The 17,016-nt window shown below is 71.7% G+C and carries 16 protein-coding genes; 3 read left to right on the forward strand and 13 right to left on the reverse strand.

The window, feature by feature from the left end:
* Positions 1–31: 31 nt before the first annotated feature.
* The 6 genes from AB0K14_RS16205 to AB0K14_RS16230 all read right to left on the reverse strand — a co-directional run bounded on the left by AB0K14_RS16205 (position 32) and on the right by AB0K14_RS16230 (position 7,117).
* A complete protein-coding gene (locus AB0K14_RS16205; RefSeq protein ID WP_360447156.1) occupies positions 32–748 on the reverse strand; it encodes a DivIVA domain-containing protein in 717 nt (238 codons plus the stop codon).
* Positions 749–835: 87 nt separating this feature from the next.
* Positions 836–1,264, reverse strand: a complete 429-nt coding sequence (locus tag AB0K14_RS16210) for a ribonuclease domain-containing protein (protein WP_360447154.1) — start codon at positions 1,262–1,264, stop codon at positions 836–838.
* Between the two features lie 65 nt (positions 1,265–1,329).
* Positions 1,330–1,812, reverse strand: coding sequence for a pantetheine-phosphate adenylyltransferase (gene coaD, locus AB0K14_RS16215; protein ID WP_360447152.1), 483 nt, complete (start codon positions 1,810–1,812; stop codon positions 1,330–1,332).
* Positions 1,813–1,866: 54 nt separating this feature from the next.
* Positions 1,867–2,433, reverse strand: coding sequence for a 16S rRNA (guanine(966)-N(2))-methyltransferase RsmD (gene rsmD, locus AB0K14_RS16220; protein WP_360447150.1), 567 nt, complete (start codon positions 2,431–2,433; stop codon positions 1,867–1,869).
* Positions 2,430–3,521 carry an MBL fold metallo-hydrolase gene (locus AB0K14_RS16225; protein WP_360447148.1) on the reverse strand — a complete coding sequence of 364 codons (1,092 nt, stop codon included), beginning with the start codon at positions 3,519–3,521 and terminating at the stop codon, positions 2,430–2,432. The genes rsmD and AB0K14_RS16225 overlap by 4 nt, the downstream gene beginning before the upstream one ends.
* A 218-nt stretch (positions 3,522–3,739) precedes the next feature.
* Entirely contained in the window at positions 3,740–7,117 is a 3,378-nt protein-coding gene (locus AB0K14_RS16230; protein ID WP_360447146.1) for a pyruvate carboxylase, read from the reverse strand.
* 467 nt (positions 7,118–7,584) lie between these two features.
* Here AB0K14_RS16230 and AB0K14_RS16235 point away from each other — a divergent pair, with 467 nt between their 5' ends.
* On the forward strand, positions 7,585–8,739 hold the full coding sequence (locus tag AB0K14_RS16235) for a hypothetical protein (protein ID WP_360447144.1): 1,155 nt from the start codon (positions 7,585–7,587) through the stop codon (positions 8,737–8,739).
* 24 nt (positions 8,740–8,763) lie between these two features.
* Here the strand turns inward: AB0K14_RS16235 and AB0K14_RS16240 are convergent, their stop codons facing one another.
* From AB0K14_RS16240 to AB0K14_RS16250, 3 genes are all read right to left on the reverse strand, one after another.
* The gene (locus tag AB0K14_RS16240) at positions 8,764–9,570 is read right to left on the reverse strand and encodes a hypothetical protein (protein WP_360447142.1); all 807 of its coding nucleotides are present in this window, start codon (positions 9,568–9,570) and stop codon (positions 8,764–8,766) included.
* A gap of 92 nt (positions 9,571–9,662) precedes the next feature.
* The gene (gene recG / locus AB0K14_RS16245) at positions 9,663–11,858 is read right to left on the reverse strand and encodes an ATP-dependent DNA helicase RecG (protein WP_360447140.1); all 2,196 of its coding nucleotides are present in this window, start codon (positions 11,856–11,858) and stop codon (positions 9,663–9,665) included.
* 14 nt (positions 11,859–11,872) lie between these two features.
* Complete coding sequence (locus tag AB0K14_RS16250) at positions 11,873–13,465, reverse strand: DAK2 domain-containing protein (protein WP_360447138.1); 1,593 nt, start codon at positions 13,463–13,465, stop codon at positions 11,873–11,875.
* A 145-nt stretch (positions 13,466–13,610) separates the two neighbouring features.
* Between AB0K14_RS16250 and rpmB the strand changes: the two genes are divergently transcribed.
* Positions 13,611–13,802 (forward strand): 50S ribosomal protein L28, encoded by a 192-nt coding sequence (rpmB, locus tag AB0K14_RS16255; RefSeq protein WP_033437952.1) that lies wholly within the window; start codon positions 13,611–13,613, stop codon positions 13,800–13,802.
* A gap of 200 nt (positions 13,803–14,002) precedes the next feature.
* On the opposite strand, the gene AB0K14_RS16260 is transcribed toward rpmB, so the two are convergent.
* From AB0K14_RS16260 to AB0K14_RS16275, 4 genes are read right to left on the reverse strand one after another with little or no spacing between them, the layout of a single operon-like run.
* On the reverse strand, positions 14,003–14,677 hold the full coding sequence (locus AB0K14_RS16260) for a uracil-DNA glycosylase (RefSeq protein WP_360447136.1): 675 nt from the start codon (positions 14,675–14,677) through the stop codon (positions 14,003–14,005).
* Positions 14,678–14,691: 14 nt separating this feature from the next.
* Positions 14,692–15,213 carry a gamma carbonic anhydrase family protein gene (locus AB0K14_RS16265; protein ID WP_360447134.1) on the reverse strand — a complete coding sequence of 174 codons (522 nt, stop codon included), beginning with the start codon at positions 15,211–15,213 and terminating at the stop codon, positions 14,692–14,694.
* A gap of 18 nt (positions 15,214–15,231) precedes the next feature.
* Positions 15,232–15,702 carry a GNAT family N-acetyltransferase gene (locus AB0K14_RS16270; protein WP_360447132.1) on the reverse strand — a complete coding sequence of 157 codons (471 nt, stop codon included), beginning with the start codon at positions 15,700–15,702 and terminating at the stop codon, positions 15,232–15,234.
* Positions 15,703–15,716: 14 nt separating this feature from the next.
* Positions 15,717–16,682 (reverse strand): thiamine-phosphate kinase, encoded by a 966-nt coding sequence (locus tag AB0K14_RS16275; RefSeq protein WP_360447130.1) that lies wholly within the window; start codon positions 16,680–16,682, stop codon positions 15,717–15,719.
* A gap of 97 nt (positions 16,683–16,779) precedes the next feature.
* On the opposite strand from AB0K14_RS16275, the gene AB0K14_RS16280 reads away from it, so the two are divergent.
* Positions 16,780–17,013: an Lrp/AsnC ligand binding domain-containing protein gene (locus tag AB0K14_RS16280; protein WP_015104517.1), complete on the forward strand. Its 234-nt coding sequence runs from the start codon at positions 16,780–16,782 to the stop codon at positions 17,011–17,013.
* Positions 17,014–17,016: the final 3 nt, after the last annotated feature.

Raw genomic sequence — 17,016 nt, forward strand, 5'->3', positions numbered from 1 at the left:
TCGGGACGTCGTCCGGTCGGGTGCACGGTTCCTATTCGTGGTAGTCGAAGGGTGCGGCGGCGCTCGCGACGGCCGGTCCGCGCAGGTGCGAACGGCCCTTGCCGACGCTGCGCAGGGTGTGCGCGAGCAGGTCCTCGAAGTCGGCCAGCTTGCCGTCCACGTACGCGTCGCACTCGCTGCGCAGCCGGATGGACTCCGTCTGCGCGGCGTCCAGCACGCGCGCGGCCTCGGCGTGCGCGGCCTGCACGACCTCGGTGCCGTCGACCAGCCGCGCCTGCTCGGCCCGGCCCTCCTCGATCGCGCGCTCGTAGTTGGCCCGGCCCGCCTGGACCATGCGATCGGCCTCGGCGTGCGCCCGGCCCACCAGGTCCTCGTACTCCTGGCGGCCCGCGGCGACGGTGCGCTGCGCCTGGTCCTCGGCCTCGCCGACCATCCGCTCGGCCCGGGCACGCGCCTCGGACAGCATCCGCTCGGCCTCGTGCTGCGCCTCGGCGACCATCCGCTCGGCGTCGGAGCGGGCCTTGCTCACGGCCTGGTCCGCGTCGTGCTGCGCCTTGCCGACCAGCTCGTCGCGGTGGTCGAGCACGTCCTGGGCGTCGTCCAGCTCCGCGGGGATCGCGTCGCGCACGTCGTCGAGGAGTTCGAGCACGTCGCCGCGCGGCACGACGCACCCGGAGGTCATCGGCACGCCACGCGCTTCCTCGACGATCGTGACCAGCTCGTCGAGGGCCTCGAACACCCGGTACACGTCTCACTCCTCGCGCCCACAGCAGTACCCGTCCCAGTGTGCCCTGCCGATCTCTTCGCCGCCGGGAGATCGGCAGGGCGTGTCCGGCTAACGGGTGATGTCCACGAGGACGAAGCTCGCGTAGTGGTCCGCCGTGTAGAAGTACGACTTCGGGGTGGAGTTGCCGGTCACGATCCGCCGCGCGCCGCGGGTGGAGGTGCCCGGCGTCTTCACCGTGTACTCCTTGTAGTAGCCGGTCGAGCAGGCCGGGAGGATGCCCTCGCGGTTGTAGAAGGTCTGGTTGTCCTGCGAGTACGGGTACGGACCGCCCCGCTGGATCAACCGCACGGTGTCCGTCGCCTGGCTCGGCAGGGTCGACAGGGCCACCGTCCGGAAGCCGGACGTGTCACCGCAGGCCGCCTGCGCGACGGCGATCGACTCGGCCGCGACCGCCGGTGCGGACGTGCTGAACGTGCCCGTGAGGACCAGCAGCAGGGAGAGCAGCACCTTCGCGGTGCGCGATGTGATCTCGCTCATGCCGGTGAACGCTAACCACACCGAGCGACGAACAGACCGTTCGGAAGTGAACGGACCGTGACCGGTCAGCGACTCTCGGCGAGCCGGGCGGCGAGCCGGTCCTTGATGGTGGGCGGCAGCAGGCTGCTCACGTCGCCGCCGTAGGTGGCCACGTCCTTGACCAGGGAGCTGGCCAGGAAGCTGTAGATCGGGTTCGTCGGCATGAACAGCGTGTCGACCCCGGAGAGCTGGTGGTTCATCTGCGCCATCTGCAGCTCGTAGTCGTAGTCGCTGACCGCGCGCAGGCCCTTGACGATGGCCTTGATGTCGTTCTCCCGGCAGTAGTCGACCAGCAGGCCGTGCCAGGCGTCGACGCGGACGTTCGGCCACTGAGCGGTGACCTCGCGCAGCATGTCCGTGCGCTCCTCGACCGAGAACAACGTCTTCTTGGTCTTGTTGATGAGCACGGCGACCACGACCTCGTCGAAGAGCTTCGCCGCTCTGCCGATGATGTCCAAGTGTCCGTTGGTGACCGGGTCGTAGGAGCCGGGGCACACGGCACGCGTCATGGTTTCGGACGGTAGCACCCGATCGGACGCAGCCACTCAGGTGCGTGGTCGGCATCACCCGGTGGCGGCAACCTGTTCGGCCCAGTGGAGCGCCGTGTCGCCGTATCTCTTGCTGCGCAAGGATTCCACCGCGCTTGGCCAAATCGGTTCAGGACTGCGCGCGCCGCGTTCCACGACGATCAGCGAGCCCGGTTTCGTCCAACCGTTGGTGACCAGCGACGCGAGGATCCTGTTGAGCTGTTCGTCGGTCACGGCGTACGGCGGATCGGCGAAGACCACGTCGCACGGCCCGTCCGCCGCCGCCGCGACGACGGCCTCGGCGGTGCGGTGCACCACCACCGCCCCCGGCAGCGCGACCACCTTGGCGTTGCCCTTGAGGACTTCGGCAGCCCGCTTGTCGGACTCCACGAAGGTGGCTTTCGTCGCACCCCTCGACAGCGCTTCGAAGCCGAGCGCCCCCGACCCCGCGTAGAGGTCGAGCACGACGGCGCCGTCGAGGTCGACCATCGTCTCCAGCGAGCTGAACAACGCCTCGCGAACGCGGTCGGAAGTGGGTCGGGTGCCGCGTGGGGGCACTTGCAGTCTCCGGCCACCGGCGGCGCCCGCGACGATCCTGGTCACCCCGTCATCGTGCCAAGTGCCTGCCACCACCCGTCGACCGCCGGCGGTCGTTCGACGTCGACCCGCTCACCGGGCCGCGGCACGGCCAACGGCACCTCGTGCGCCTTCGCCTCCCGCCACACCCGGTCGACCGGCTCGGACCAGTCGTGGAACGCCAGGTTGAACGTCGCCCAGTGCACCGGGATCAACAGGCCGCCCCGCACGTCCCGGTGCGCGGCCACACCTTCCTCCGGCGTCATGTGGATGTCCGGCCACCCCGGTCCGTAGGCGCCGATCTGGATCAGCGAGGCGTCGAACGGACCGTGCTCCTCGCCGATCTTCTTGTAGCCGTCGAAGTACCCGGTGTCCCCGCTGTAGTACACGCGGTGCCGCGGCCCCTTCACCACCCACGAGGCCCACAACGTGTTGTCCCGCTGGAAGCCGCGGCCGGAGAAGTGCTGCGCGGCGGTGGCCGTCAGGGTGATCCCCGCCACCTCGTGCGACTCGTCCCAGTCCAGCTCCACGATCCGGTGCTCGGGCACCCGCCACCGCCGCAGGTGCGCACCGATCCCGAGCGGCACCACGAACACCGCGTCGGTGTCCCGCTCCAACGCCCGCACGGTGGGCAGGTCGAGGTGGTCGTAGTGGTCGTGCGAGATCACCACCGCGTCCACCCGCCCCACCTCGTGCAACTGGTGCGGCACCGGGTGCAGCCGACGGGGACCGACCACTGGGGACGGTGAGCACCGGTCGCTCCAGACCGGGTCGACCAACACCCGGGCACCGTCGATCTCCACCAACGTGGAGGCGTGCCCGTACCAGGTGATGTGCAACCCGTCCGGTGATCCCGCCACGGGCGGCACCAGCGGCACCTCGCCCACCGGCCGCCGCTGCTGACCGCCGAAGAACATCTCGCGCACGGTCCCGGCCGCCCCGTCCGGCATGGTCCGCGTCGGCCCGGCGTTGTGGAACTTCCCGTCGCGGTACCGCGGCGACCGCCGCACCCGCTCACCACCGGGCTTCCCACCCAACGCGACGGGCACGTCCCGCGCCGCCCAGGCGACGGCGCCGGCCGTGAGTGCGAGCAGTGCAGCGGCAACCTTCTTCATGCCACGACCAACGCCGCCCCCGACCCACCGGTTCCCCACGGCCGGGTGACCAAGCGCACCCACCGGCGAGCGGGCGCGGTCAGGCGTCCGGCTCGACCGCGGATCGGTGGTCGTCGGCGCCCGACGACGTCCCTGCTGCCCACGGCTCGCACCACCATCGTCCGGCGCCCTGCCGGGCCGGGCACCACCACGGCGCCCGGCCCGGCAGGGCGCACCGGTCACTCCAGCACGATCAGCAGGTCCCCGCCCTCGACCTGCTGCACCCCGCGCACCGCCAGCCGCTTGACCCGCCCCGCCTTGGGCGCGGTGATCGCGGCCTCCATCTTCATCGCCTCGATGGTCGCGATCGTCTGGCCGACCTCGACCACGTCGTCCTCCGCCACGCTCGGCGTGACGACCCCGGCGAACGGCGCCGCGACGTGACCGGGGTTGCCCCGGTCCGCCTTCTCCGCCACCGGCACCTCGGCCGCGATCGACCGGTCGCGCACCTGGATCGGCCGCAGCTGCCCGTTCAACGTGGCCATCACCGTGCGGATACCGCGCTCGTCGGCCTCACCGATGGCCTCCAGCCCGATCAGCAACCGCACACCCGGCTCCAGGTCGACCTGGTACTCCTCCCCCGGCTTGAGCCCGTAGAAGAAGTCCTTGCTGCCCAGCACGCTCGTGTCGCCGTAAGCGTCCCGGTGCGCCAGGAACTCCTTCGTCGGCGCCGGGAACAGCAACCGGTTGAGCGTGCCGCGCCGGTCGTCCTCCAGGCCCTTCACGTCCTCGTCGGTCAGCTCCGCCACGCCCTTCGGCGCGGCCCGACCCTGCAACGCCTTGCTCCGGAACGGCTCCGGCCAGCCGCCGGGCGGGTCGCCCAGCTCGCCGTGCAGGAACCCGATCACCGACGCCGGGATGTCGAACCGACCCGGGTCCGCCTCGAAGTCCTCCGGCTTCACCCCCGCGCCGACCAGGTGCAGCGCCAGGTCGCCCACCACCTTGGACGACGGCGTCACCTTCACCAGCCGACCGAGCATCCGGTCGGCGGCCGCGTACATCGACTCGATCTCCTCGAACTTCTGCCCGAGCCCGAGCGCGACCGCCTGCGTGCGCAGGTTCGACAGCTGCCCGCCGGGGATCTCGTGCGAGTAGACCCGCCCCGTCGGGCCGGGGATCCCCGACTCGAACGGCGCGTAGACCTTCCGCACCGACTCCCAGTACGGCTCCAGGTCGCACACGGCCCGCAGGTCCAGGCCCGTCGCCCGGTCCGTGTAGTCGGTCGCCGCCACGATCGCCGACAACGGCGGCTGCGAGGTCGTGCCCGCCATCGACGCCACCGCGCCGTCCACCGCGTCCACACCGGACTGGATGGCCGCCAGGTAGGTGGCCAGCTGCCCGCCCGCCGTGTCGTGCGTGTGCAGGTGCACCGGCAGGTCGAACTCCTTGCGCAGCGCGCTCACCAACCGTGCCGCCGCCGGCGGGCGCAGCAGGCCCGCCATGTCCTTCACCGCGAGCACGTGCGCGCCCGCGCCGACGATCTGCTCGGCCAGCTTCAGGTAGTAGTCGAGCGTGTAGATGCGCTCGTCCGGGTTCGACAGGTCGGAGGTGTAGCAGAGGCACACCTCGGCGACCGCCGTGCCCGTCTCCCGCACCGCCTCGATGGCCGGCCGCATCTGCTCGACGTCGTTCAACGCGTCGAAGATGCGGAAGACGTCGATACCGGTCTTCGTCGCCTCTTCGACGAACGCGCTGGTCACGGCCTCGGGGTAGGGCGTGTACCCCACCGTGTTACGACCGCGCAGCAGCATCTGGAGCGTGATGTTGGGCACCGCCTCGCGCAGCGCGGCCAGCCGTTCCCACGGGTCTTCGGCCAGGAACCGCAGCGCCACGTCGTACGTCGCGCCGCCCCACGCCTCCAACGACAGCAGCTGGGGCGCCATCCGCGCCACGTGCGGCGCGATGGCCAGCAGGTCCTTCGTCCGCACCCGCGTGGCCAGCAACGACTGGTGCGCGTCCCGGAACGTGGTGTCGGTGACCGCCAGCGCCTTGCTCTCCCGCAGCCAGCGGGCGAAGCCCTCCGGTCCCAGCTCGTCCAGCTTCTGCTTCGACCCCGCCGGCGGTTCGGCGTTCAGGTCGACGACCGGCAGCTTCACCTTCGGGTCCACGGCCGACGGGCGCGGGCCGTTCGGCTTGTTGACCGTCACGTCGGCCAGGTAGGTGAGCATCCGCGTGCCGCGGTCGGCGGAGTGCCGCGCCGTCAGCAGGTGCGGGCGCTTCTCGATGAACGACGTCGTGACGCGGCCCTCGTAGAAGTCCGGGTCGTCCAGCACCGCCTGGATGAACGGGATGTTCGTGGACACGCCCCGGATGCGGAACTCGGCCACCGCGCGCCGTGCGCGGGCCACCGCGGCGGAGAACGTGCGGCCGCGGCAGGTGAGCTTGACCAGCATCGAGTCGAAGTGCGCGCCGATGACCGTGCCCGCGCCGGTCGTGCCGCCGTCCAGCCGGATGCCCGAGCCGCCCGGCGAGCGGTAGGCGCTGATCATGCCGGTGTCCGGGCGGAAGCCGTTGGCGGGGTCCTCGGTGGTGATGCGGCACTGCAGGGCCGCGCCGCGCAGCTGCACGGTGTCCTGGCTCAACCCCAGGTCGTCCAGGGTCTCACCGCCCGCGATGCGCATCTGCGACTGCACCAGGTCGACGTCGGTGACCTCTTCGGTGACCGTGTGCTCGACCTGGATGCGGGGGTTCATCTCGATGAAGACGTAGTTGCCCCGCGGGTCGAGCAGGAACTCGACCGTGCCCGCGTTGCGGTAGCCGATGTGCCGGGCGAACTTCACGGCGTCGTCGCAGATCCGGTCGCGCAGCTCGGGGTCGAGGTTCGGCGCGGGCGCGATCTCGATGACCTTCTGGTGGCGTCGCTGCACCGAGCAGTCGCGCTCGAACAGGTGCATCACGTTGCCGTCGCCGTCGGCGAGGATCTGCACCTCGATGTGCCTGGGCTCGACCACGGCCTGTTCGAGGAACACCGTCGGGTCGCCGAAGGCCGACTCCGCCTCGCGTGACGCGGCTTCCAGTGACTCCCTCAGCGCGCCGGGCTCCTCCACCCGCCGCATGCCTCGCCCGCCGCCGCCCGCGACGGCCTTCACGAACACCGGGAACGCGATGTCCTCGGCGGCCCGGACCAGGGCGTCGATGTCGCTCGACGGCTCGCTGGACTTGAGCACCGGGAGGCCGGCCGCACGGGCCGCGGCGATGGCGCGGGCCTTGTTGCCGGTCAGTTCGAGCACGTCCGAGGGCGGGCCGACGAACGTGATGCCGGCGTCGGCGCACGCCCTGGCCAGCTCGGGGTTCTCCGACAGGAAGCCGTAGCCGGGGTAGACCGCGTCGGCGCCCGCCTTGCGGGCCGCCTTGATGATCTCCTCGACGGACAGGTAGGCCCGGACGGGGTGGCCGGGCTCGCCGATCTCGTAGGACTCGTCGGCCTTCAGCCGGTGCAGGGAGTTGCGGTCCTCGTGGGGGAAGACGGCAACCGTGCCCGCGCCCAGCTCGTAGGCGGCGCGAAAGGCCCGGATCGCGATCTCGCCGCGGTTGGCGACAAGAACCTTGCGGAACATGCGGCGTTCCCTCCCGGTTACTCGGCGAGTCCCGCCCCGGCGCGGGCGGGACTCGATGAATCAAGGCACGTTACCGTGCGCTTCCCGCCCCTCGGGAGTTCCATCTCACGTGACGGACGTCATCGTGATCGTTCACTCTCGCGGTCAAGGCGGTCGCGACCTGGGACCATGCCCCGGGATTCTCCCTTGTGCGGCCCTCGTGCGCAGCCCCCGGCGGACGGCACGCGCGTGGCGGGTCGACCGCCGGCGGGCACGGCCCGTCACCCGACATCGGCGAACGAACGTTCACCCCACACGTTGGATCACCGACTCGTTACGGTGCGTTCGCTGCATCGGGTGACTACCGCCGGCGACTTCTCGGTAGGGTTGCCCCCATGGCCGGGGCTGAAGGGACTGGGCAGCCTGCTGCCCGCACCCATTTCGACGTCGTACTGCGCGGGTACAACCAGCGCCAGGTGAACGAACGGGTGACGCGACTCGAGTTCGACCTCAAGAACTCGAACCGCGCCCGGGACGCGGCGTCGGCCCAGGCCGCGGAGCTGGGCAAGCTGCTCGGCTCGACGCGCGCCGAGCTGGAGAAGGTCAAGGCGCAGTTGGGCAAGCTGGCCACCAGCCCGGCCAGCGCCTCCAACGTCACCGAGCGCGTGCGCGTGATGATGACGTTGGCGGAGGAGGAGATCGCCGACATCCGCAAGGCGGCGCTGGACGACGCGACCGCCACCCGTGCCGAGGCCGAGCGCGACGCGGCCCAGGGCAAGGCGGTGCACCAGCGCGCGATGGGCGAGCTGGAAGACCGCCGCCGGCAGCTGGAGGCGGCCCACCAGCAGCGGACCACGGAGCTGGAGCGCCAGTACGACGAGCGCCGCACCGAGCTGGAGCGTTCCCACGAGGAGCTGCGGGTCAAGCTGTCCGGCGAGCACGAGGCGCTGATGGCCGAGGCCCGCGCCGACCGCGAGAAGCTGACCGCCGACTTCGAGGCGAAGCAGGCCGAGCTGGAGGCCAAGCGGGTCGAGCTGGAGCAGAAGTACAAGGGCTACCACGACGACCTCGACAAGGAGTACGACGAGCTGCGCACCAAGCTCCGCAAGGAGCACGAGGTGCACGTGGTGGAGGCCAAGGCGGAGGCCGCGAAGCTCCTCGAAGCCGCACGGGCCGACGCGGCGCAGGTGCGCGCGGAGACCGAGAAGCAGGTCGCCGACCTGGAGGCCGAGGCCCTGGCCAAGATCGAGAAGACGATCGGCGAGGCCAACGCCAAGGCGGAGAAGACCGTCACCGAGGCGGACGCCCACGCCGAGAAGACCATCACCGAGGCCGACGCCCACGCCGACCGCCGGACCACGGCGGCCGACGCGAAGCTGGCCGAGCTGCACCGCGTGCACCGGGCGCTGAGCGAGCAGTTCGCCGCGGCGCAGGAAGCGGTGTCCCGGGCGGTGGCCTCCCTCACCCCGCTGGACGAGGAGTCCGAGGTCCCGGCGCCCGCGGACGCGCCCACCACGCCGGCGACGGCCGCACCGGCGGCGCCCACCGGGCCGGCGGCGGGGACCAAGCCCAAGGCCGTCGACCCGTCGGAGCAGCCGACCGCCCAGCTGTCGGTGCCGAAGTCGGGCAAGCGGACCTCGTAGCGCGCCCGGCCAGGTGCCCCTGCCCTACTGGGGCAACTGGTCGGCCGGGACGACCTCGGCCTGGTCCGGCACGGTGATCCGCACCGGCTCGCCCCACCCGCGGAACCGGGTGGTGGACTGCTTGACGACCTTGCCGGCCAGCTCGAACCGGTACTCGGCCTGCACCGGGGCGCTCGTGCCGTCCACCCACACCGACGCGGAGATCCGCACGCCGTGCTCGGCCAGCTGGGTGTGCTGCAACTGGGTGTCCTGGTCCTCGATGACCTTGGCCATCTTCAAGGCGTCCACCACCAGGTCGAACCGGGTCACCGGCACGCCGTCCAGCTGCTCGGACGCCTTGCCGACGATCAACGCCGCCCTCGGCTGCACGTAGTCCAGCTCCGCGCCGACCGTGGCGCTCGGGCCGAAGCCGCGCAGCAACGCGGACACCTCGCCGCTCTGCGACGGGTAGAAGCCCCACTTCTTGCCAGCGGGCATCGGCGCGCCCTCGACCTGCACGTACGTGCCGTCGCGGACGATCACCAGCCCGATCTTCTTCGGCTGACCGCCGGTCGACACGTCCATCGTCATCGACCCGGTCACCTCGCCGGCGTCCTGCCGCACCGCGCCGTCCACGACGTTGCGCACCTCGGTGGACTGCCCGTCGGACGCGAACCCCTCGGTGTGGAACGTCGCCGTCCCCAGCTCGGCCCGCCGCTGCTCGATGCGCTCGGCCAGCACCGCCAGATCGCCCTTGGGCAGCGACGACGTGGTCGGAGCGGTATCACCGGTCGGCGCGGCCGAGCAGGCGACCAACGCCAACGGAACCAGGGCGAGCAGGAATCGGCGCACGAGTCAGGGTACCCAGCGACCGGCCTGCCCCCTCCGAGTGCGCCGGCCAGGCCGCCCCCGGGCACACCACCCGGCCCACGCGGAGCCGCCGGCTACGCCTTCTCCAGGTACTCCGCGCGCTCCTCGTCCAGCAGCCCCGCCACCAGCCCGGCCAGCCCGGGGTTCGCGGCCAGCTCCGGATCCGCCTCCACGACCTCCTGCGCGACCACCCGCGCCTCGGCGATCACGTCCTCGTCGCGCAGCAGCGACAGCATCTTCAGCCCCGACCGCGTGCCGGACTGGGCCGCGCCGAGGATGTCGCCCTCGCGCCGCAGCTCCAGATCCAGCTGGGCCAGCTCGAAGCCGTCCAAAGTAGACTCGACCGCCCGCAGCCGCTCCATCGTGGACGTGCCGTCCGGCATCTCGGTCACCAGCAGGCACAGCCCCGGCGCGCTGCCCCGGCCGACGCGCCCGCGCAGCTGGTGCAGCTGGCTCACGCCGAACCGGTCCGCGTCCATGATCACCATGACGGTGGCGTTGGGCACGTTCACCCCGACCTCGACCACGGTCGTGGCGACCAGCACCTGCACCTCGTTGGCCGCGAACGCCCGCATCACGGCGTCCTTGTCGTCCGAGGCCATCCGCCCGTGCAGGATGTCGATCCGCAGTCCCCGCAACGGCCCCTCGGCCAGCCGGTTCGCCACGTCCACCACCGCCAGCGGCGGCCTCCGGTCGGCGGCGCCCTCCTTGCCCGGGTCCTCCTTCGGCGGGGCCTCCGCGTCGTCCTCCGCCGCGCCGTCGCCGATGCGCGGGCACACCACGTACACCTGGTGCCCCTTGCCCACCTCCTCGCGGATCCGCTGCCACGCCCGGTCCAGCCAGCCCGGCTTGGCCGCCACCGGCACCACGGACGTGCTGATCGGTGAACGCCCCTGCGGCAGCTCGCGCAGCGCGGACACCTCCAGGTCCCCGTACACGGTCATCGCGACCGTGCGCGGGATCGGCGTGGCCGTCATCACCAGCACGTGCGGCGTCGACCCGCCCGCACGCCCGCTCAACGCGGCCCGCTGCTCCACGCCGAACCGGTGCTGCTCGTCCACCACGACCAGCCCCAGGTCGGCGAACTCCACCTTGTCCTGGATCAACGCGTGCGTGCCGACCACGATCCCGGCCTCACCGGACACGATCTCCAACAACGCCCGCTTGCGCGCCGCCGTCGCCATCGACCCGGTCAGCAACGTCACCCGCGTCGCGTGCTCGGCCCCACCCAGCTCACCGGCCTGCCCGAGATCACCCAGCAACTCGCGCAACGACCGCGCGTGCTGGGCCGCCAGCACCTCGGTCGGCGCCAGCATCGCAGCCTGCCGCCCCGCGTCGACGACCTGCAACATCGCCCGCAGCGCGACGATCGTCTTGCCCGAACCGACCTCGCCCTGGAGCAGCCGGTTCATCGGGTGCTCGCCGGACAGGTCGCGGGCGACCTGCTCGCCGACCTCCCGCTGCCCCGCGGTCAGCTCGAACGGCAGGCGCGCCTCGAACGCGTCGCGCACCAGGCCGTCGCGCGGCTCGCACCGGGGCGCGGGGCGGGCCGTCGCCGAACGGCGGCGTTGCGCCAGCGCCAGCTGCACCGCCAGCGCCTCGTCCCACTTCAACCGCTGCTGCGCGACGGCGATCGCCGCCCACCCGTCCGGCCGGTGGATGTCGCGCAGCGCCTTCTCCAGCCCGATCAGCCCTCGATCGGCGCGCAACGACGCGGGCAGCGGGTCCTCGGTCACCCCGTCCCACACGGCCAGGACCTGCTCGACGCAGTTGGAGACGTTCCACGACTGGATGCCCTGCGCCGCCGGGTAGACCGGGATGAACGCGCCCGCGAAGTCCGCCGCGGCGGCGTCCTCCCCGTCCAGCACCTGGTAGTCGGGGTGCGCGAGCTGGAGCTTGCCGTTGAACATGCCGACCTTGCCCGCGAACATCGCCTCGCGACCCGGCAGCAGTTCCCGCTCGACCTTGCGCGAACCGCGCCCGAAGAACACCAGGTGCAGGTCGCTGGTGCCGTCGGTGATCACGGCTTCCAGCAGCTCGCCGCTGCGCGACTTCATCCGGCGCTGCCGGGCGCTCTTCACCCGCGCCTGCACCGTGACGTGCTCGCCCAGCTCCAGCCCGGCGATCTCGGTCAGCTTGCCGCGCTCGTCGTAGCGGCGCGGGTAGTGGCGCAGCAGCTCACCGACCGTGGTCAGGCCGAGGCCGGCCTCCAGCGCGTCGGCGCTCTTCTTGCCGAGCACCGACACCAGCTTCTCGTCGAAGGTCGTCATCTCGGCCCATTCAACTACTCGACACCGACAACCAGCAGCGCGTCGCGTTGTCCGCCCTGGTAGGCGGCCAGCTCCACCTCCGGGTGGACGACGCGCAGGTGATCTTCCAGCACCCGTTCGACCCCGTCCGGGGCGGCCCGCCCCAACAGCACGGTCACCAGCTCGCCGCCGCTGGCGAGCATCCGGTCGACCAGCCGGCAGGCCAGGTCGCCGACGTGCGCCGCGGCCGGTTCGACCAGCACGACCTCGCCGTCCACCATGCCGAGCAGGTCGCCGGGACGGCACCGGCCGACCCAGGTGATGGCCTCCCGGTCGGACACCGCGACCTCGCCGCGCCGGGTGGCCGCCGCGGCCTCCGCCATGGCCACCACGTCGTCACCGGCACGGCGGGACGGCGAGTGCACGGCCAGCGCGGCCAACGCTTGCACCGGCGAGAACGTCGGCACCACCACGACGTCCTGACCTGCGGCGACGGCTTGCGTGACGGCCTCGTCCAGTGGTTCGCGCCAGGTCGGGTCGCCGGGCAGCACGGTCACCTGCCGCGCCCGCGTGCTCACCACCACGGCCAGCAGGTCGGCCGCCGTCACGTCGTCGCCCGGCTCGAACACCACCGCGCCCTCCGACCGGAACAGCTCCGCCACGCCGTCGCCCTCGACCAGCACGACGATCGCCCGGTCGCGCACGAACCGGGGTGCCTGGGCGGCGATCTGGTCGGCGAACCTGGCCACCGTGATGCGGTGCGGCCGACCGGCCCGGATGCCCGCCTCGACGGCCGCGCCGATGTCGTTGCAGTGCACGTGCACGGTCCACAGGCCGTTCCCGTCGCCGACCGCGGACACGCAGTCGCCGATCGCCAGCAGCTCGTCCTTCAGCACCTCCACGTCCGGCGGACCGTCGAGCAGGTACATGACCTCGTACTCGAACTCGGACGACCCGGCCTCACGCGCGGTGGTCAGCGACTCGCGCGGCACCGTGGCGAGCACTGGCACGTCCTCGACGGCCCGCCCGGTGATCACCGCCGCCAAGGTGTCCAGCAGCACGAGCAGCCCGCGCCCGCCCGCGTCGACCACACCGGCCCGGGCCAGCACGGCCAACTGCCGCGGGGTGTTGGCCAACGCCTCGGCCCCGGCCTTCGCCGCGACCGTGATGACCTCGTCCAGGTCGTCGGACGTGCAGTCGCGTGCCGCCTCAGCCGCCGCGTGCAGCACGGACAGCACCGTTCCCGGTACCGGTTCGGAGACCGCGGCGGTGGCCAGCTCGTCGGCCCGCCACAACGCCCGCCGCAACGACGCACCGGAGGCCGTGGAGGCCCCTTGGGCGGCCTCGGCCAGGCCTCGCAGCACCTGCGACAGGATCACCCCGGAGTTGCCCCTGGCCCCGGCCAGCGCACCCCGGGCGAGGGCGCCCAACGCCGCCCCGACCGTGTCCACCGGTGTCCTGAGCAGCGCGTCCAACGCCGACCGCATGGTCTGGAGCAGGTTGGTCCCGGTGTCGCCGTCCGGCACGGGGAACACGTTGATGCGATCGATGTCCTCCCGGTTCGCGTCCAGGGACCGCACACAGGCGTCCGCCCACTGGCGCACCGCGACCGCATCGAGAGCCTGCATGCCGGCGAGAGTATTCGACCCGGTTTGGTGGCAGAACGCGCCACCGGCTACCCTGTCTGGGTTGCCATGCCCGGCTGAGGCTTGTGCACGCTTGCGCGCCCGCCGGGGCGTGAGTATCGATCAGGAACCTTAAGGAGTGGCTGACGTGGCTGCCGTGTGCGACGTCTGTGGCAAGGGGCCGGGCTTCGGCCATTCTGTCTCGCACTCCCACCGGAAGACGAACCGCCGGTGGAACCCGAACATTCAGACCGTGCGCGCGAAGGTGTCCTCTTCGACGCGGCAGCGGCTGAACGTGTGCACCTCGTGCCTGAAGGCGGGCAAGGTGGTGCGCGGCTGATGACCCGCGCCTGAGCTTGTCGAAAGGCCCCCCGGGACTCGTCCCGGGGGGCCTTTCGGCGTGACTGGGGCCTTTCGGCGTGACTGGGGGGGGTTTGGCGTGACTGGGGGGTTTGGCGTGACTGGGGGGTTTGGCGTGACTGGGGGGTTTGGCGTGACCGGGTGTCCGGCGTCAGCGGTTCGACTTCAGGCCGTACGGCTTCAGGGCAGCTTCCAGTCAACCGGGTCGGCGCCCTGCCGCACGAGCAGCTCGTTGGCCTTGCTGAACGGCCGTGAGCCGAAGAAGCCGCCGGCCGCCGACAGGGGGCTCGGGTGGACCGACTCGACGCAGCGGTCCGCGCCCAGCAGCGGCTTGAGGGCGCGCGCCTGGCTGCCCCACAGGATCGCGACCAGCGGTGCGTCCCGCTCGGCCAGTGCCTTGATCGCCTGCTCGGTCACCGGCTCCCAGCCCTTGTTGCGGTGGGAGTTGGACTTGCCCGGCTGCACCGTCAACGCGCGGTTGAGCAGCAGCACGCCCTGCTCGGTCCACGGGGTCAGGTCGCCGTTGGCGGGCTTCGGGTGCCCGAGGTCGGACACGTACTCGGTGTAGATGTTCACCAGGCTCTTCGGGAGGGGCCGGGTCTCCGGCGACACCGAGAAGCTGAGACCGACCGCGTGCCCCGGCGTCGGGTACGGGTCCTGGCCGACGATCAGCACGCGCACGGAGTGGAACGGCTGCTGGAACGCCCTCAGGACGTTCTCCCCGGCCGGCAGGTAGGTGCGCCCGGCGGCGACCTCCGCCCGCAGGAACTCGCCCATCGCGGCGATCCGATCGGCCACGGGCGCGAGTGCCGCGGCCCAGCCTGCTTCCATGATTTCCTCAAGCGGACGTGCCACGGCCGGACCTTATCTCAGTCCAGACGCCGCAGTTCCTTGCGGTAGAGCAAGATGTTGTCCACGTACTTGTCGACCGCGAACTGCCAGGCGCCGTCCGGCACGACGTACCCCTCGCGCACCTTCGCGGGCACGCCGAGCGCCATCGACCGCGCCGGCACGTGCCCTTCGAAGGACACCACCGCGCCCGCGCCGACGATCGCACCGGTCTCGACCACGGACCCGTTGAGCACTACCGACCCGGAGGCGATCAGGCACCGGTCGGCGATCGTCGCGCCCTCGATGTGCACGTTGTGCCCGATCACGCACTCCGCGCCGATCAGCGTCGGGTGGACCTCCGTGCAGTGCACGACCGTGCCGTCCTGGATCGACGTCCGCGCGCCGACCTCGATGCGCCCGTAGTCACCGCGCAGCACGGCCTGCGGCCACACGGACGCGTGCGCGCCGATCCGGACGTCGCCGATCACCGTCGCGTCGGGGTGCACGTAGGCGTCCGGGTGGATCGCCGGCTCGAAGTCGCCCAACGCGTAGATCGCCATCGCGGTCCCTCCCGGCCCTCACAGGTCCTTCGCGAAGCAAAGGCTTTCCGGATGATGCCGGTACACGCCGAAGTTGTCGATGCGCGCGTATCCATTGGCCTGGTACAACCCGATCGCCTCCGGCTGGCGCAACCCGGTCTCCAGCACCATGCGCCGGCGACCGGCCGCCCGCGCCGCCGTCTCCAGCGAGGCCAGCACCAGCCGCGCCAGGCCACGCCCGCGCAAGGCCTCCGCGACGTACATGCGCTTGATCTCGGCGTCACCGGGTCGCAGCGAGGCGTCCGCCACCTCGTGCGCTCGCCAGCCGCCGCACGCCACCGGGTCGCCGTCGACGTAGCCGACCACGAAGTGCCCCAGGGGTGCGGCGAACTCCGCCGGGTCGACCGGCGTGACGTCGACCTCGCCGTAGCGGTCCAGGTAGACCTGCTGGATGTCGGCGATCAACTTGACCGAGTCTGGATGGTCATACGCGAGCGTGCATAGTTCCACATCCGCCAGGCTACCTAGCGCCAGTGCTCCCATCCAGCGGGTTTCTCGTACGCCCGGCCGTCGACGGTCACCCCGCTGCCGTGCCGGACCGTGCCGATGGTGCGCCACCCCTCGGGCACCACCGCCGGTTCGGGGAACGTGGCCGCCAGCGCGTGGTCCTCGCCACCCGTCAGCGCCCAGTGCCGGGCGTCCGCGCCGAGCGCCGCCGCCACGTCGATCAGCCGCGGGTGCACCTCCAGCAGCTCGGTCCGGATGTCGATGCCGATGCCCGACTCGTCGGCGATGTGCCCCAGGTCGGCCAGCAGGCCGTCGGACACGTCGATCATCGCCGTCGCGCCCGCCGCGGCCGCTTGGGGCCCGGCGGCGTACGGGGGTTCGGGGTTCCGCTGGGCGCCGACGACCGCGACCGGCGACCGGAACCCGCGTTGCAGCACGGCCAGTCCACCCGCCGCCCAGCCGAGCCGTCCGCACACCGCGACGACATCACCCACTTGCGCACCGGATCGGGTGACGGGCTCCAGACCGCCCATGTCGCCCAGCGCCGTAACGGAGATCACCAGTGTCGCGGACGACACCATGTCGCCCCCGACCACGCCCGCGCCGGCGACGGTGGCCTCCTGCCACAGGCCGGCGGTGATCCCCTCGACCACGGCGGACGGCGTGTCGGAGGGGCAGGCCAAGCCGATCAGCAGGGCCGTCGGCATCGCGCCCATGGCCACGACATCGGCCAGGTTCACCGCCGCCGCCTTGCGCCCCACCTGCTCGGGAGAGGACCAGTCGAGTCTGAAGTGGACACCTTCGACCAGCACGTCGGTGGACACCACCACGCGACCGTCGGGCGCCGCGACGACAGCCGCGTCGTCACCCGGCCCGAGCAGGGTGGTGGGCGGCTGCGTCCGACCTGCCGTCACCCGGCGGATGAGACCGAACTCACCCACCTCAGCGACCGTGTCCGCGTTGCGCGGCGGCTCCGGACGCAAGATTGCCTCCCGTTCTGAGCATTCGGAACCCCAACTGGGGTACGTTGCTGTGCACGTTCCTACCCCGACCTAACCTGTCGCGACGAAGGGGCACGCCGTGGTCCACGCATACATCCTCATCCAGACCGAGGTCGGGAAGGCAGCCGCCGTTGCGGCGGAGATCTCCGGCATCCCCGGTGTGGCCACCGCGGAGGACGTCACCGGACCGTACGACGTCATCGTCCGCGCCGAGGCCGACACCGTCGACCAGTTGGGACAGCTCGTGGTCGCCCGCATCCAGAACGTGGAGGGCATCACGCGAACGCTGACCTGCCCTGTGGTCCACCTGTAGGCA

Source organism: Actinosynnema sp. NPDC050801 (assembly GCF_040673975.1).
In the GTDB taxonomy this organism is placed as follows: Bacteria; Actinomycetota; Actinomycetes; order Mycobacteriales; family Pseudonocardiaceae; genus Actinosynnema.

Excerpts from the sequence above, each read along its gene's own strand:
- AB0K14_RS16210 (WP_360447154.1), bottom strand. The coding sequence starts at position 1,264 with ATGAGCGAGATCACATCGCGCACCGCGAAGGTGCTGCTCTCCCTGCTG.
- coaD (WP_360447152.1), bottom strand. The coding sequence starts at position 1,812 with ATGACGCGTGCCGTGTGCCCCGGCTCCTACGACCCGGTCACCAACGGA.
- AB0K14_RS16225 (WP_360447148.1), bottom strand. The coding sequence starts at position 3,521 with ATGAAGAAGGTTGCCGCTGCACTGCTCGCACTCACGGCCGGCGCCGTC.
- AB0K14_RS16230 (WP_360447146.1), bottom strand. The coding sequence starts at position 7,117 with ATGTTCCGCAAGGTTCTTGTCGCCAACCGCGGCGAGATCGCGATCCGG.
- recG (WP_360447140.1), bottom strand. The coding sequence starts at position 11,858 with ATGACGACCTTCGACGAGAAGCTGGTGTCGGTGCTCGGCAAGAAGAGC.
- AB0K14_RS16250 (WP_360447138.1), bottom strand. The coding sequence starts at position 13,465 with ATGCAGGCTCTCGATGCGGTCGCGGTGCGCCAGTGGGCGGACGCCTGT.
- AB0K14_RS16265 (WP_360447134.1), bottom strand. The coding sequence starts at position 15,213 with ATGGCGATCTACGCGTTGGGCGACTTCGAGCCGGCGATCCACCCGGAC.